General features: G+C 64.8%; 15 protein-coding genes. 7 read left to right on the forward strand and 8 right to left on the reverse strand.

Annotated elements, in window-relative coordinates; genetic code table 11:
- Nucleotides 1–133 precede the first annotated feature (133 nt).
- From AC1DSC_RS01945 to ntrC, 3 genes are read left to right on the forward strand one after another with little or no spacing between them, the layout of a single operon-like run.
- A complete protein-coding gene (locus tag AC1DSC_RS01945; protein WP_012746776.1) occupies nucleotides 134–640 on the forward strand; it encodes a hypothetical protein in 507 nt (168 codons plus the stop codon).
- Nucleotides 641–644: 4 nt separating this feature from the next.
- Nucleotides 645–1,724, forward strand: a complete 1,080-nt coding sequence (gene glnL / locus AC1DSC_RS01950; protein WP_012746777.1) for a nitrogen regulation protein NR(II) — start codon at nucleotides 645–647, stop codon at nucleotides 1,722–1,724.
- 23 nt (nucleotides 1,725–1,747) lie between these two features.
- Nucleotides 1,748–3,283 (forward strand): nitrogen regulation protein NR(I), encoded by a 1,536-nt coding sequence (gene ntrC, locus AC1DSC_RS01955; protein ID WP_012746778.1) that lies wholly within the window; start codon nucleotides 1,748–1,750, stop codon nucleotides 3,281–3,283.
- A 142-nt stretch (nucleotides 3,284–3,425) separates the two neighbouring features.
- Here the strand turns inward: ntrC and AC1DSC_RS01960 are convergent, their stop codons facing one another.
- The 3 genes from AC1DSC_RS01960 to AC1DSC_RS01970 form a co-directional block, all read right to left on the reverse strand.
- Complete coding sequence (locus tag AC1DSC_RS01960; protein WP_012746779.1) at nucleotides 3,426–3,938, reverse strand: hypothetical protein; 513 nt, start codon at nucleotides 3,936–3,938, stop codon at nucleotides 3,426–3,428.
- Entirely contained in the window at nucleotides 3,938–4,723 is a 786-nt protein-coding gene (xth, locus tag AC1DSC_RS01965; protein WP_012746780.1) for an exodeoxyribonuclease III, read from the reverse strand. Before xth ends, AC1DSC_RS01960 begins: the two co-directional genes overlap by 1 nt.
- A 211-nt stretch (nucleotides 4,724–4,934) precedes the next feature.
- On the reverse strand, nucleotides 4,935–5,822 hold the full coding sequence (locus AC1DSC_RS01970) for an SDR family NAD(P)-dependent oxidoreductase (protein WP_436035405.1): 888 nt from the start codon (nucleotides 5,820–5,822) through the stop codon (nucleotides 4,935–4,937).
- 66 nt (nucleotides 5,823–5,888) lie between these two features.
- On the opposite strand from AC1DSC_RS01970, the gene AC1DSC_RS01975 reads away from it, so the two are divergent.
- The gene (locus AC1DSC_RS01975; RefSeq protein ID WP_012746782.1) at nucleotides 5,889–6,374 is read left to right on the forward strand and encodes a MarR family winged helix-turn-helix transcriptional regulator; all 486 of its coding nucleotides are present in this window, start codon (nucleotides 5,889–5,891) and stop codon (nucleotides 6,372–6,374) included.
- 570 nt (nucleotides 6,375–6,944) lie between these two features.
- Here AC1DSC_RS01975 and ggt read toward each other — a convergent pair.
- Complete coding sequence (ggt, locus tag AC1DSC_RS01980) at nucleotides 6,945–8,576, reverse strand: gamma-glutamyltransferase (protein WP_436035407.1); 1,632 nt, start codon at nucleotides 8,574–8,576, stop codon at nucleotides 6,945–6,947.
- A gap of 86 nt (nucleotides 8,577–8,662) precedes the next feature.
- Nucleotides 8,663–9,649, reverse strand: coding sequence for a Bug family tripartite tricarboxylate transporter substrate binding protein (locus AC1DSC_RS01985; RefSeq protein WP_018903072.1), 987 nt, complete (start codon nucleotides 9,647–9,649; stop codon nucleotides 8,663–8,665).
- Between the two features lie 102 nt (nucleotides 9,650–9,751).
- Between AC1DSC_RS01985 and AC1DSC_RS01990 the strand changes: the two genes are divergently transcribed.
- The gene (locus tag AC1DSC_RS01990; protein WP_018903071.1) at nucleotides 9,752–10,720 is read left to right on the forward strand and encodes a LysR family transcriptional regulator; all 969 of its coding nucleotides are present in this window, start codon (nucleotides 9,752–9,754) and stop codon (nucleotides 10,718–10,720) included.
- A 71-nt stretch (nucleotides 10,721–10,791) separates the two neighbouring features.
- Here the strand turns inward: AC1DSC_RS01990 and AC1DSC_RS01995 are convergent, their stop codons facing one another.
- Nucleotides 10,792–11,211, reverse strand: coding sequence for an Arm DNA-binding domain-containing protein (locus tag AC1DSC_RS01995; RefSeq protein ID WP_155247784.1), 420 nt, complete (start codon nucleotides 11,209–11,211; stop codon nucleotides 10,792–10,794).
- 12 nt (nucleotides 11,212–11,223) lie between these two features.
- Entirely contained in the window at nucleotides 11,224–12,123 is a 900-nt protein-coding gene (locus tag AC1DSC_RS02000; protein ID WP_026283823.1) for a LysR substrate-binding domain-containing protein, read from the reverse strand.
- A gap of 103 nt (nucleotides 12,124–12,226) precedes the next feature.
- On the opposite strand from AC1DSC_RS02000, the gene AC1DSC_RS02005 reads away from it, so the two are divergent.
- Together AC1DSC_RS02005 and AC1DSC_RS02010 are read left to right on the forward strand one after the other, a co-directional pair.
- On the forward strand, nucleotides 12,227–13,393 hold the full coding sequence (locus AC1DSC_RS02005) for a mandelate racemase/muconate lactonizing enzyme family protein (RefSeq protein WP_012746787.1): 1,167 nt from the start codon (nucleotides 12,227–12,229) through the stop codon (nucleotides 13,391–13,393).
- 29 nt (nucleotides 13,394–13,422) lie between these two features.
- Nucleotides 13,423–14,400 carry a tripartite tricarboxylate transporter substrate-binding protein gene (locus AC1DSC_RS02010; RefSeq protein WP_369664299.1) on the forward strand — a complete coding sequence of 326 codons (978 nt, stop codon included), beginning with the start codon at nucleotides 13,423–13,425 and terminating at the stop codon, nucleotides 14,398–14,400.
- Between the two features lie 379 nt (nucleotides 14,401–14,779).
- Here AC1DSC_RS02010 and AC1DSC_RS02015 read toward each other — a convergent pair whose 3' ends face one another.
- Nucleotides 14,780–15,538 (reverse strand): SDR family oxidoreductase, encoded by a 759-nt coding sequence (locus tag AC1DSC_RS02015; protein WP_018903068.1) that lies wholly within the window; start codon nucleotides 15,536–15,538, stop codon nucleotides 14,780–14,782.
- Between the last annotated feature and the right edge of the window lie 60 nt (nucleotides 15,539–15,598).

The raw sequence follows: 15,598 nt of genomic DNA on the forward strand, positions 1-15,598 counted from the left end.
GGTTCCGCGGTGTTGCTGGAAGGGAATCGAAAAGGACGGCTTGGCCGTCCTTTTTTACTGGCGCGGAACATCTTGTCACCAGTGGCGTCGAATTGCAGGAAAATGCACCTTTGTTGCGCCATCACCGATTCACATGAAGACTGCTTCCCTCATTTTCCTGGCCGGTTCATTGTTGGTCGCCTTGCCTGCGCTCGCCCAGGAGCGCGTGTGGCGCTGCGGCAATGAATACACCAACAATTCGACCATCGCCCAGCAAAAGGGCTGCAAGGTCATGGAAGGCGGCAACGTCACCGTCGTGCAGGGCACCAAGCCGTCGGGCGGCGGTTCGGCTGGCGGCAACTCGGCGCCCGCAGCCTCTCGTGCGCCCGCGGGCAGTCCGCGCGTCGAAGGCGTCGACCAGCGCGCACGCGATGGCGAAGCCCGCTCGGTGCTCGAAGCCGAGCTCAAGAAGGCCGAGGCCCGACAGGCGGAGCTGCAGAAGGAATACAACAACGGCGAGCCCGAGAAGCAGGGCAGCGAAGGCCGCAACTACCAGAAGTACCTCGATCGCGTGGCTGAAATGAAGGCAGAGCTGGCCCGCAATGAGAGCGACATCGCGGGCATCCGCCGCGAACTCGGCCGCCTGCCGGCCAAGCAGTAGGGCCATGGCGTTCGGGAAGAAGGCGGCCGGCGCCACTCCGCGCTTTCAGTCCTTCGACCTGCTGTCCACGCTGATCGCGGTGGTCAGCACCAACGGTTCGGTGCTGTTTGCCAATGCGGCCCTCGAAGACGCGCTGGGCACCTCGCGCCGCACGCTCGAAGGCTCTCAGTTCGGTGCCTGCTTTCACGAGCCGCACGTGCTTCGCACCGCCATCGACGGTGCGCGCAGCAACGACTTCGCCACGCTGCGCTACGAGGCCTTCCTGCGCCGCGTCAATCATGAGCTGATGCCGGTGCAGGTCACGCTGGCGCAGGGCGACAAGACGGGCGAGCTCATCATCGAGATGTCGCCGCTCGAGCAGCAGGTGCGCCAGGACCGCGAGGAGCGCCTGCTCGACCAGGCGCAGGCCAACAAGGAGCTCATCCGCAACCTTGCGCACGAGATCAAGAACCCGCTCGGCGGCATCCGCGGCGCGGCGCAATTGCTGCAGATGGAGGTCGAATCGCGCGACCTCATCGAATACACGCAGGTCATCATCCACGAGGCCGACCGGCTGCAGACGCTGGTCGACCGGCTACTGGCACCGCACCGGCGCCCGCACGTGGTGGGCGACGTGAACATCCACGAAGTCTGCGAGCGCGTGCGCTCGGTCATTCTTGCGGAGTTTCCGCGCGACCTGCACATCGAGCGCGACTTCGACGTGTCGATTCCCGAATTCCGCGGCGACCGCGAGCAGCTCATCCAGGCCACGCTCAACATCGTGCACAACGCGGCGCAGGCCCTGGCCGAGCGCCGCGCCGCAGGCGATGCGCAGATCACTTTCAAGACCCGCATCGCCCGGCAGGTGATATTCAACAAGCAGTGGTATCGATTGGCACTGGAATTGCATGTCATCGACAATGGACCGGGTGTGCCGGACACGATCAAGGACCGCATCTTCTATCCGCTCGTCTCGGGCAGGGAGGGCGGGACCGGGCTTGGATTGACGCTTGCACAAACTTTCGTGCAACAGCATCACGGCGTGATCGAGTGCGACAGCGTCCCGGGCCGAACCGATTTCAAGATATTGATTCCGCTGCCCTAGCAGCCACGGCAACAAGGAGATGCATGAAGCCGATCTGGATAGTTGATGACGACCAATCGATCCGCTTCGTGCTGGAGAAGGCCCTTTTGCGCGAAGACCTGCCCACGCGCAGCTTCACCAACGCGCGCGAGGTGCTGGCCGCCCTCGAACTCGCCGACGACGACGAACAGCAGGGCCCCCAGGTCCTGGTGAGCGACATCCGCATGCCCGGCGGCTCCGGGCTCGATCTGCTCGACAAGATCAAGGCCAAGCACCCGGGCCTGCCCGTCATCATCATGACGGCGTTTTCCGACCTCGACAGCGCCGTTTCGGCGTTCCAGGGCGGTGCCTTCGAATACCTGCCCAAGCCCTTCGACCTGCCGCGCGCCGTCGAGCTGATCCGCCGCGCCGTCGACGAAAGCCAGCGCGAGGAAGTGGCCGAGGAGCGCATGGTCGCCGCGCCCGAAATGCTGGGCCAGGCGCCCGCCATGCAGGACGTGTTCCGCGCCATCGGCCGGCTCTCGCAGAGCAACGTCACGGTGCTCATCACGGGCGAATCGGGCTCGGGCAAGGAACTGGTGGCGCGCGCGCTGCACAAGCATTCGCCGCGTGCCAACGGCCCCTTCGTGGCCATCAACACCGCGGCCATCCCCAAGGACCTGCTCGAGAGCGAGCTTTTCGGCCACGAGCGCGGTGCCTTCACCGGCGCGCAGACCATGCGGCGCGGCCGCTTCGAGCAGGCCGAGGGCGGCACGCTCTTTCTCGACGAGATCGGCGACATGCCCTTCGACCTGCAGACGCGCCTGTTGCGCGTGCTGAGCGACGGGCACTTCTACCGCGTGGGCGGCCACAACTCGGTCAAGGCCAACGTGCGCGTGATCGCGGCCACGCACCAGGACCTCGAGCAGCGCGTGAAGCTCGGCGGCTTCCGCGAAGACCTGTTCCACCGCCTCAACGTGATCCGCCTGCGCCTGCCGGCGCTGCGCGAGCGCGGCGAAGACGTGCCGGCGCTCACGCGCCACTTCCTGCAGGTGAGCGCGCGCCAGCTCGGCGTCGAGCCCAAGCGCATTTCCGATGCGGCGCTGGCCAAGCTGGCGTCGTTCAGCTTTCCGGGCAACGTGCGCCAGCTCGAGAACATCTGCCACTGGCTGACCGTGATGGCACCGGCCCAGCTGATCGAGGCCAAGGACCTGCCGCCCGAAGTCATGGCCGCGGCGGCCGGTGCGCCGGTGCAAGCCGCGGAAGGCACGGCCGCCACCGCGGTGCCCGCGCAAGCCGCACCGCTGCCGTCGCCCGGGCTCGAGCGCGAAGCGGCACCGGCGGCGGGCGGCGCTGCACCCGAGGCCACTGAAGGTTTGGTGGGCGCAAGCAGCTGGGAGAGCGGCCTGGAGATCGAAGCCCAGGCGCTGCTCGCGGCCGGGCGCACCGACGTCTGGGATGTGCTGTCGCGCCGTTTCGAGTCGCGGCTGATCCTCACGGCGCTGGCCAACACCCGCGGCCGACGGATCGAAGCCGCTCAGAAGCTGGGCATCGGCCGCAACACCATCACCCGCAAGATCCAGGAACTCGGGATCGAGTAGGCTGCCTCGGACAGAGAAGGAAGAGGGTGGCTGGGCCCCTTCCAGGAACACCGCGGAACCGGCTTTGCCGGGCCGCTGGTGTTGCCCCCGGTAGGGGGTGGCCTAGCGACACGAAGTGCGCGAAGACTGGGGGCGAGCCTATTTACCGGCTGCGCTGGCCCAGCGTCAGCGAGTCGAGCTGGAAGTTGCCGCTCTTGTCCCAGAGCCAGGTGTCCACGTAGGTGTGGCCGCCCAGGCGCCCCGGACTGGGCAGCGGGGACGCCGCCTTGATGAGTTCTGCAATCTTGCCCGGCACCTCGGGCGCATGGCTCGGCACGCGGCTGAAGGTGACGTTCTTGACGTTGCCTTCGGCATCGATGTCGGTCTCGACCACCACCACCGCATAGACGAGCGGTGGGATCTTTCCCTTGTAGATGCGCTGCGGATAGGCCTTGTAGATCTGGCGCGCGCCGGTCTTGCGGTAGGCCCGCACGGCGGGCGTCTGCGCGGTGATCAGCCGCACGGTCGGCACGTCGCCCCTTGTGCCGGGCACCTCGTCGGTGGCGGTAGCGGGCGGCTTGCCGTCGCCGGCCTTGTCCGCAGGCTTGAATGCGGAACAGGCGGCGAGCGCGAGCGCCGCCGCGACGATCGTGAGGGTGCGAAAGGTCATGGTCATCAAATTCCCTGGTCGAGATCGAGCACCACCGGTGCGTGGTCGCTCGGCTTTTCCCACTTGCGCGGCACGCGGTCGATGATGCAGCCCTTGACGCGCGGCACCAGCGGCTCGCTCACCAGGATGTGGTCGATGCGCAGGCCGCGGTTCTTCTGGTAGCCGAGCATCCGGTAGTCCCACCACGAAAAGCTTTTCTCGGGCTGCTCGAAGAGCCGGAAGCTGTCGACCAGGCCCAGCTGGAGCAGCGCCTTGAAATGCTCGCGCTCCTCGGTCGTGTGATGGATGGTTTCCGCCAGGCCCACGGGGTCGAAGCTGTCGCGGTCTTCGGGCGCGATGTTGAAGTCGCCCAGAAGCACCAGGTTCGGATGCGCCGCCATTTCGGCGCGCAGCCATTCGCGCAGCGCGCGCAGCCAGCCCATCTTGTATTCGAACTTGTCGGTGCCCGGCGCCTGGCCGTTGACGAAGTAGCCGTTCACGATGCGCAGCGGACCCGCCGGCGTTTCGACCGTGGCCGCGATCACGCGGGACTGGTCGTCGGTGAAGCCGCCGATGTTCCTTGCCACGTCGCGCATCGGCGCGAGGCTCAGGATGGCGACGCCGTTGTAGGTCTTCTGGCCGAACACGGCGGCCTCGTAGCCGGCGGACTTGAGCACGTCGAGCGGGAACTTGTCGTCGCTCATCTTGAGTTCCTGCAGGCACAGCACGTCGACCGGGTTGGCGATCAGCCAGTCGAGCACATGCTGCAGGCGGGCGGTCAGGGAATTGACATTCCAGGTGGCAATTTTCATGAAATATGGTAACCGATTGATTTACAAGGATTTTTCCGTATTTGTAGCGCCTATTTTGTGCGTACCCGGCGGCGTACCCGTTTTATGTTTCGCTGCGCTTGGTCCTTGGGGACGGAGTTGGCCAGCTTAGCAAAAGCTCTCGACTTTGCCTTGTGACGCCCCCGGGGGTGCGGCCGCGACTCAGCTGTCCACGGGCATGCGCGATCTCGGGCTATAGCTGTTTGAAGCCAATAGTTTCGAGGCGCTCCGAAAGCAGCGACCGTGTCCTGATCCAAAGCTCGTGCCGTGCGGCCGCATCATCGGCTGGTGCGGATGGATTCAGCGGCCGTGCATTCTTCACCGAGAAATAGCCGCCGGTCGTGGGGGCAGTGTCTTCGGTGGCGAGTCTCACGATGATCTCCGCCCCTCTTCGAGGATCTCCCACGCCCAGCCACTTCAGAACCTTGGCAAGGGGCTCCGCAAAGCCAAGCTCGCGGCCCAGGCCCGTCACATTGAACCCCGGGTCGAGGCAGTGGGCGGTGACGCCGGTGCCTTCGAGCTGGCGCGCGAGTTCCAGCGAGAACATGATGTCCATGAGCTTGGTTTTGCCATACACCTTGGATGAGCCCGCGCGTGTGAACGGGCTCGTATCCACAAGATCCTTGTCGGGCGTCAAGCCACCGCTTCGCCGAGATGCCTCGGATGCGACCGTCACGACCCTGGACGGGGCCGAGCGGATCAGCGCATCTCGCAAGATGTCCGTGAACAACCAGGGCGCCAGATAGTTCACCGCAATCATTTCGGCAAAGCCATCGCCGGTGACCCGTTGCTCGAAGGCGTGCAGCCCGGCATTGTTGATCAGTACGTCGATGCGGTCGTACCGGGCGGCGATCTCGGTGGCCACTGCCGCAACGGCGTGCACACTGCCAAAGTCGGCGTAGTGAAAGTCGACATGCGCACCGGGTGCCTCGGCCCGTATGCGGCCGAGCGTACGGCTGGCCTTCGCCTTGTCCCGCGCCGTGAGTACCAGATGCGCTCCGCGCTTTGCCAGCTCGATGCTCGCGATCTCTCCGATTCCGCTGGTCGCACCGGTCACGACAATGGTGGGGCGTTCTTTCATCTGATTTCCATTTGATGGATAAATATCCACTATGAGCCACCTTCGCGAAGAGAGGACACACCCATCATGAAAACACCCAGGCAAAGGCCCGCCGCTCAAGACGCGGGCGGCCGTGAAGCCGTGGTCCTGGCGCTCGGCGAGCAGCTCAGCGCACTGCTCAGCGCCTCGCGCGCATTGACGATCGAGACGTCCGCGGAATTCCACCCCGACCTGCCATCCGCGGCATTTCACATTGCCCGTTGGCTTCACGCGTTCGGGCCGGCCAAGGCGAGCCGCATTGCCGAAGGCGTGGCGATGGACCGCAGCGCCACGAGCCGGTTGATCTCGAAGCTGGTCGAGCTGGAGTTGGCAGAAGTGAAGCCCGACCCGCTGGACGGTCGCGGCGTGGTCGTGAGCTTGAGCCGCCGCGGCAAGAGCGCGATCAGCCGTGCCGTTCACCGCAAAGGAGATGCACTGCATGCTCGCATCGAGCAGTGGAGCGATGCGGAGGTGAAGCAGCTCGCGTCATTGCTCCGGCGGTTCAACGGCCTGCCGGAGGAGGGCGGGGCTTGAAAGCAGGCTCCAGGCTTTTTCTCGCAGGGCATGCCGCTCAGCGGAGCCTTGCGCTCCGTTTGCCGATTGGCAGGCGCCACAGGTCGTAGCGCTCGTCCCCGCTCTTGACCGAACCCGCAAAGTGGCTGCTCAAGGAACTGGACGTGAAGACCAGGTCGCCGCCCGCAGCGTGCGGCCGTCGGGCGACAGTGCAATGCCGTCTGGGGCCGGCAACCGACCGACGGCAATGGGGCGTTTGCGTGCCTATGGTTATCGTCGGTTGGCCTGCAGTGCCGGGCGAGGGGGCATCCCCGTGTAGGTGCGTGGTCTCAGCGTCCACACCAAAACCGCCACCACCGGGGTCGTGTGGCCCTCATCACCTGTCGCGCGCAAGCCAATACTCAACACGGTGCTCTGCATCATTCCGCTTTTCGATCGCCCGCGCTCCAGACAGCTCACACAACCGCGCAATCAGACTCGACACCTCGTTGACGTGATGGCAGTGCGATACCCCGCCCGGCTTTTCTTGCGCTGGCATCAGCGGCTCTTCAATTCCCTCCAGCGCCCCAACAACAATTCGGACCCAGCCGATCAGCGCGCAGGATCCATGCGCAGCCGGTACGCCACGCCATCGCGGCCGGGGTCGGCGCCGCCGTGCAGGCCATCGGCCTGTACCTGCACGCCGTGCACCCAGCCGATGGTGTAGTTGTATGGGTTGCGGCCAATGGCGTAGCCCTGTGCTTCCAGTGTGCGCGTGGTGGAGCGCGGAATGCGGTTGCACACGTCGATGGCGTTGCTGGTGGACGAGAAGCGCGGCGCCGACACGGCGGCCTGCATTTCCATGCCGTGGTCGATCGCGTTGAGCAGCACCTGCAGCACGCCCATCGCGATCTGCGTGCCGCCCGGTGCGCCGAGCACCACGTCGAGCTCGCCGTCCTTGAAGGTCATGGTGGGGCAGGACGAAGTGAAGCGGCTCTTGCCCGGCTGGATGCTGCCGGCGCGGCCCGGGCGCGGGTCGAACACGCCCATGCAGCCGTTGTAGAGGAAGCCCATGCCCGGGGTGATGATGCCCGAGGGCATGGCGAGCGAGTGGGTCAGGGACACGGCGTTGCCGTCGGCGTCCACCACGCTCAGGTGGGTGGTGTCGCGCGGCACGGGCGCACCGGGGTTCACGCGCTCCACGCTGAAGCGATGGCCTGTGCGGATCTGCTCGGCCACTTCACGGGCCATGTCCTTGGACAGCAACCGGTCCAGGGGCACGTCGAAGAACTTCGGGTCGCCAATGCAGCGGTCCTTGTCGATCGTCGCCTTCTTCATGGCCTCGCACACCGTCTGCAGATAGTCGGGGCTGTTGTGCTCCAGGCTCGCCAGATCGAAGTGCTCGAGGATGTTGAGCATCTCCAGCAGCATGGCGCCGCCGCCCGGGGGCTGGTTGGTCGTGATGGTGCGGTCGCGGTAGTGGCCCACCAGCGGCGCGTTGCGCTGCACCTGGTAGCGGGCCAGATCGTCGAGTGTGATCAGCGCGCCCAGCGACTGCAGGTGCGCCACCATCTTGTGCGCCAGGTCGCCCTGGTAGAACGGGCGCGCGCCTTCCTCGGCGATCTGGCGCAGCACGGCGGCCATGCCTTCGTTGCGCAGCGGTGCACCGATGGGCTTGGGACGGCCGTCGGGGCGGCAGTACAGCTGGCGGCTGTCCTCGCAGTACTGCAGGCGCTCCAGGTTGCCGACGCGGCCCATGCTGGGCTCGTCGATCCAGAAGGCGTGCATGCCGGGGCGCACAAAGTAGCCGTCCGCGGCCCAGCGGATGGCGGGCTCCACCACCTGCCGCCACGGCAAGCGGCCGTGCGCCTGGTGCATGGCCTCCAGGCCCTTGAGCGTGGCCGGCGTGCCGATGGACTGGGGGCCGATGTCGTTGACGCGGCCCTTGAGGATGAAACCGAAGCCGTCCTTGGTCTCGCCCTCCAGCAGGTGCTCCCACATGTCTTCCCTGGCCGCCAGCGGAGCGGGCGAGTGGAAGTCGAAATATTCATGCACCTGGGCGCCGGGCAGGTACACGGCGGCGGTGCCAAAACCTGCGATGCCGCACATCAGCGGATCGACCACCGTCTGCGCCAGCGCGGTGGCCACGGCGGCGTCCACCGCGTTGCCGCCTGCGCGCAGGATGTCGATGCCGGATTCGGCGGCCTCCGGCTGTGGGCAGACCACCATGGCTTCTTTTTTCATGAGGTGTGAGGACGAACCCCTTGCTGCATCGGCGACACAACAAAGGGTGAGGATGGAAGGGGGTGGCGCTTGCGCAAGCCGCCGGCTTACTTGGCGCTGAGGTTCAGGGCCCCGAGTGTGGGACCCCAGGCCTTGGCGTCACGCGCCGCCGTCTCCATGACCAGCGCGGAAGGGCCGGACATGGGGATCACGCCCATGCTCTTGAGCTTGGCCTGCACCTCGGGGCTGTTGTGGAAGGCTGTGGTCGCCTTGTTGAGCTTTTCCACGATGTCGGGCGGCGTGCCGGTGCGCGCCACCACGGCACTCCAGCCCATGTTGTCGAAGCCCTTCACGCCCAGCTCGCCAAGGGTCGGCACATCGGGCAGCTCGGGGGTGCGCTGTGGCGACAACACGGCCAGTGGATTGAGCTTGTGGTTCTTGATGTGGGGCAGGGCCGTGCCATACACCGGTGCCATCACTTCGGTCTGCCCACCGATGGTGGCCAGGATGCCGTCGGCCTCGCCCTTGTAAGGGATGTGGGTCATCGAAATGCCCAGGGCATTGCTCACCAACTCGACCGCCAGATGGGTGGAGTTGCCCAGTCCGGCGGACGCGAAGTTCAGCTTGCCGGGCGCCGCCTTGGCTTTTTCCGTCAGGTCCTTGAGCGTCTTGATGCCCGTGGCCGGGTTGGCCGACAGCACGAACGGCACCGTGGTCAGCATGGTCACGCCCACGAAATCCTTCTCGGGGTTGTAGGGCAGCGGCTTGTAGGTGAACTGGTTGAGCACCATCAGCGACACGCTGCCCAGCAGCAGGGTGTAGCCATCGGCGGGCGCATTCAGCGCGCTTTGCGCGGCAATGAGGCCGCCCGCACCGGGCTTGTTCTCCACCACGATGGTGGCGCCGATGGCCTTGCCTGCGTGTTCGGCCCACAGGCGTGCGATCGTGTCGCTGCTGCCGCCCGGGGCCTGCGATACGACCAGGCGCACGGGCCGGCTGGGGTAGGCGGCTTGCGCGTACACGGTGGTGGCCGTGGCGGCCGCGACCGCGACGCCCATCAGGATCTTGCAGACGTTCGTGATTGCTTCAGGCACAGGGATTCCTCTGAGGGTGCGACATAAAAGATGAAGTAATTTTCATGACAATCCTGCGATCCACCTAGTGAAAATGCAAGATGGATCCATGAAGGTTTACTCATGATTGAGCGTTCAGAAGGCCTCTCCTGGGCACGGGGCATCAAGGTCCGGCATCTGGAGTCCTTTCTGGTGCTGGACGAGGCGGGCACGCTGACCGAGGCGGCGGTGCGGCTGCACATGACGCAATCGGCCATGTCGCACTGGCTGGCAGAGCTGGAACGCGTGGCGGGCACGCCGCTGGTGGTGCGCGGGCGCAAGGTGCAACTGACGCCTGCGGGGCATCTGCTCAAGCGGCTGGCCATCACCGTGCTGGGCGACATCGCGCGCACCGGCCGCGAGATGCATGCGGTGGCCGCGGGGCGCGTGCCGCGTCTGAACGTGGGCAGCGTCTGGGCCGGCATTGCCGGCGGCCTGCCCGAAGCCGTGACCGCGTTCCAGCAGCGCCATGCCGATGTGGCCGTGTCGATTCATGACGGGCTGTTCGACGACCTGCTCAAGGGCCTGGACACGCGTGCCATGGATGCCGTGATCGGTGTTCTGGATGCAAGGGCGCACCAGCCGCAGCTGGCGCATCACGTGCTCTTCGACGACCAGGTGAGCATCGTCATTGGCCAGGGCAGCAAGCACTGGCACAGCAACCAGCCGCTGGGCTTTGCCGACGTGCTGCGCGAGCAATGGGTGATGCCGCCCCTGGGCACGCTCACCCGCATCCAGATGGATGCCTATCTCATCGAGCAACAAGCATCGTGGCTGGTGCCCAAGGCGGAAACCGCCTCGCTGGCCATGATGCAGGCCCTGCTGCAAAAGGGCGACTATGTCGGCGTGTGTGCGGAATCCATGGCGGACTACATGGCCTCGCTGGGGCTGTTCCGGAAGGTCGCCATTGATTCGAACATCCGCTTCGGCCCGATCACCGTGGTGTGGAACCGCGAGCATGTCTCGGCCACGCTCATGGACTTCATTGCTTGCCTCAAGGCGCATGCGCGGGGCTTGCCTGCCGCGCCAGTGCAGGCGCCGTCCGGCGCGTAGCCCCCGCGCCAGCGTTTTTCGCCCAGGTGGCAGCAGGCATCTCCGCTCCATGATCGCGAGGCAAAGGGCCATCAGCGTCTCTGCCACAACCGCAGCTTCGGTAGCAAGTCGTTCTTTATCTCACGATCGCGCTGTGTGGCGGTGCTTGCGCGTAGGCGGCCATTTGTCACTTCCTGCCACGTCGAAGCAACGGCTCCGACGATTGAGAGCTTTTCTTGTTGCTTGTGATGAACGGGGCTGATACCACTTGCGACGAGCTTTCGTGCTTCCTGGTGGAGCTCGCGGGCGCGCTTCAGGCTGACGTCAGGGTTGCGGCCGAGGGCCAGCATGCTTTCACTGCTGTGCAGGGTGAACCTGTACCTCCACAACTTTGCGCCGGATGGCTTTACTAGCAACGACAGCCCGCCTGGCTCCACGAGCTTGAAGGCGGTATCTTGAGCCTTGGCGTTCCTTATCTGTGTTTCGGTAAGTTGGCGGCGAAGCAGGAACAGGAACGACGCCGCTCACTTCCTGATCGCAGCACTCCAGAATTCATTCGCCGCCTTCCCCAAGAGCTCGCTGTCTCGGTAGAGCCTGATTTCCAGCGGAACGGCCCACTCGCTGCTCGCTGCGGCGACAAGGCGCCCTTGGCCGGTGTCTTCCTCCACGAGGGTCCGCGGCAGCCATGCGATGCCCCTGCCGTCCAGTGCCATCGTCCGGAGGACGGAGGCGAGATGGGCCGTGAAGACGGGCTGTACTGCTTGCGACTCCAGCCGTCGGCTCACGACGGCACGCATGATGCGTCCCAGCCCGGATTCGTCGCTGTACAAGAGCAACGGTACGGCGGATGCGCCTTTCCGTGAAAGCTGATGCAGCGGCTCGCCGGAGCCATTGGGCGCGGACACTGCGATCAGCATGTCTTCGCCGATCCTGGCTGATCTGTAGGGGTCAGCATCGAGTGCGCCATGGGCGTCGGGATGCGCGTGGCTCAGTACGAACTGAACCTTGCTCTGCAGCATCAGGGATTCGCAACGCTGAAGGACGTCGGACATGAGCTGCACCGGCCCGAGCGTGATGCTTGACTCGAGGCTACGTATCCATCGCGGCAGGAAAGTCATGGAAAGCGCATGCGTGCACGCAATGCGCAGGGTGACCGAACTGGCCTCCGCAACCCTCCTCGCGTCACCGGGCACGCGCGCCACCCTCGCGGCCAACTCCTGCGCCACGCCGGCAAACCACTCGCCAACTTCGGTGAGTGTGGCGGGCTGCGTGCTGCGGTCGAACAAGTCGGCGCCGATCCACTCCTCCAGCGCGCGAATGCGACGGCTGAATGCGGGTTGGGAACTGTGGCGCTCATCTGCCGCGCGCGAGAAGTTCCCCGTTGCTGCCAACGCGAGGAAGTCATCAAGCCAGATCAGGTTCATGTCCGGTTCGTCCAGCGCATAGAAGTTGAGAAATTGAACATTGGCCGAAAAAGACGGCACGGCCGACCATTCAGTCTCCCACCCACCCCCTCTGGAGACACCCGTGAAGATCGTCGAAATCCGCGAGAAGACCATCCCCATCAGCTCGCCCATTCGCAACGCCTACATCGACTTTAGCAAGATGACCCTGAGCCTTGTCGCGGTGGTCACCGACGTGATTCGCGATGGCAAGCCCGTCGTTGGCTACGGCTTCAACTCGAACGGCCGCTACGGCCAGGGCAAGCTGATGCGCGAGCGATTCATTCCGCGCATCATGGAGGCGAAGCCGTCGTCCCTCGTCGACGACAGCGGCGACAACCTCGATCCGCACAAGATCTGGAACACGATGTTCACCAATGAGAAGCCGGGCGGCCATGGCGAGCGCTCGGTGGCCATTGGCACCATCGACATGGCGGTGTGGGACGCGGTGGCCAAGATCGAAGGCAAGCCGCTGTTCCAGTTGCTGGCCGACCGCTATGGCGACGGCAAGCCCAACCGCAAGATCTTCGTCTACGCGGCGGGCGGCTACTACTACCCGGGGCAGGACCATGGGAAGCTCCAGGACGAAATGCGCAGCTACATCGACCGCGGCTACACGGTCGTCAAGAAGAAGATCGGCGGCGCCTCGCTCGACGAAGACCTGCGCCGCATCGACTCGATCATGGAAGTGCTGCAGGACGGCCAGAAGCTCTGCGTCGACGCCAACGGGCGCTTCGACCTGGAAACCGCGATTGCCTATGCCAAGGCCCTGTCGCAGTACGACCTCTTCTGGTACGAGGAGCCGGGCGATCCGCTGGACTTCGAATTGCAGGCAGCCTTGCGCAATTTCTACAAGAACCCAATGGCCACTGGCGAAGATCTCTTCTCCATGCAGGATGCGCGCAACCTGATCCGCTACGGCGGCATGCGCCCGGACCGCGATTGGCTGCAGTTTGACTGCGCGCTCAGCTACGGCCTGGTGGAGTACCTGCGCACGCTGGAGATGTTGAAGGAACATGGCTGGTCGGCCAGCCGCTGCATCCCGCACGGCGGGCACCAGATGTCGCTGAACATCGCTGCCGGCCTTGGCCTCGGTGGCAACGAGTCGTACCCCGACCTGTTCCAGCCATTCGGCGGGTTCCCGGACGGCGTGAAGGTCGAGAACAGCTTCGTGACCCTGCCCGATCTGCCGGGCATCGGCTTCGAGGGCAAGGCCGATCTGTACCGCGAGATGCAGGCGCTTTCGGCCTGACGCAGATGGCCCACAAAGGAGACAACACCATGAAAAGCATTTGGCGCTGCGGCGCGGGCATCGTCCTGCTCGCTTCGGCCACGCTGGCCTCTGCAGACTTCCCGGACAAGCCCGTCACGCTGGTTGTTCCGTTCGCGGCCGGCGGCCCGAGCGACAAGATCGCCCGGGACCTGGCCGAGGCACTGCGCAAGCCGCTCGGCCAGACCGTGATCGTCGACAACGCCGCCGGTGCGGGCGGCACGATCGGCTCGGCCAAGGTGGCGCGCGCCACGCCGGACGGCTACACGCTGCTGGTGCATCACATCGGCATGGCCACCGCACCGGCGCTGTATCGCAAGCTCCCCTACAAGGTGCCCGATGACTTCGAAATGCTGGGCCTGATCAACGAAGCCCCATCCGTGGTGATCGGCAAGCCGAGCCTGGAAGCCACCAGCTTCGCGGACTTGCGCAAGTGGATTGCTGCGAACGGCGGAAAGGTCAACCTGGCCCATGCAGGGCTGGGCTCCGCGTCGCACCTGTGCGGCTTGATGTTCCAGAGCGCCTTGAAGACCAGCATGACCCCGGTGCCCTACAAGGGAACCGCACCGGCCATGACGGACCTCATCGGCGGCCAGGTCGACCTCATGTGCGAGCAGGCCACCAACGCCGTGCCGCAGATCGAGGGCAAGAAGGTCAAGGTCTACGGCATCACGAGCCTGAAGCGCCTGCCGCTGCCATCGCTCAAGGACACTCCCACGCTCGCGGAGTCCGGGCTCAAGGATTTCGACGTGCAAGTCTGGCACGGCTTGTATGCGCCCAAGGGCACGCCGCCCGCGGTGCTGGAAAAGCTGAACGCGGCGCTTCGCGCCGCACTGAAGGATCCGGAACTCATCAAGCGCGAAGAGGCGCTGGGCCTCACCGTGGTGAATGACGACCGCCTGGCCGCGGCCGGTCACCGGAAGTTCGTGGAAGCGGAGAAAGTCCGCTGGTCGAAGGTCATCAAGGAAGCCGGCGAATACGCTGACTGAGCGCGAGCCGTGCAAGCGCATGACGATGGGCTTGCCAACTCGAAGGGGCCGCCTGTGGTGAAAGCCTGGAACGCCGTTCTGGCTGAGACCCTGGAAGCAGGGGGGAAACCAGCAGGCACGCGCGGTCGCCTCGCAATCCCCGTGGCTGGGGACGATGCGAAGGCAACGTGGACAGTGCGCCCCGCAATCGAGATGCCTTGAGCAAGGAATTTGCATCGGCAGGCGGCGCGCTGACGCACGCACAAACCGTAGTGCTACGGCATAGGTGAGGTGCTTTCGTTCTCGGGAAGGTCGCCAGAAGTGATTGGCTCATGGCTTTTCATGGGAGAGCGTTTTCAAGCTCCAGTTATGGCTCGCGAGTCGGCGCGATTCGCGTCGTTCAGTTTCGTGAAGCGCTCACGGCGGAGAGCATTCCCAGGACACTGGCGTACGTGCCATTGGCTTCTGCGTACCGGATGAACTTGGCGCGTTCTACGACAATTTCCTGGGCCTCAGGCTCGTCGCGCAGAAGTGCCATGGTTTCTGAAAGAAATTCTTCCAGCGGCATGGACTGCTCGTCGTTTTCCTGGCCCAGCAACGTTGTTCGCACGCCCGGTGGCGCCACTTCGATGACTTGGACAGAGGCGTCCGCCACCTGGATGCGCAGGCTCTCGGTGAAGGAGTGAAGGGCGGCTTTCGTTGCGTTGTAGGTGGGCGTGGCCGGCAGTGGAACGAATGCGAGCGAAGAGGTGACGTTCACGATCACCGCGTCGCTTTTGTCCACCAGTTGCGGCAAGAAGGCGTAGACCATCCGAATCGTGCCAAGCAGGTTGACCGAGACGGTGTCTTCGGCAATTTGGAGGGAGGTCGGCTCAAGAAGATCTTCCCAAAGCATGATGCCCGCGTTGTTGATCAATACGTTCAGTTCGGGGTACTTGCTCGCCACCGTTTTGCTCGCGCGGGTGATGGATGCGGCGTCTGCGACGTCGAGCTCGAGCGCTTCAATGCCCGGGTGCTCATTGGTGATCTGGTCGAGCAGGTCTTTGCGTCGACCCGCGACAATGACCTTGTTGCCCGCCTGATGAAAGCGCAGCGCCAAGCCCAGTCCGATGCCCGAGGTGCCGCCGGTGATCAAGATCGTGTTGCCTGTGAACTTCATGGATTTCCTATGGGGAGAGATAGATAAAATGAGCCAAAACGGACAGTTGTCCATTTGCCG

The organism is Variovorax sp. 01N425 (assembly GCF_056399465.1).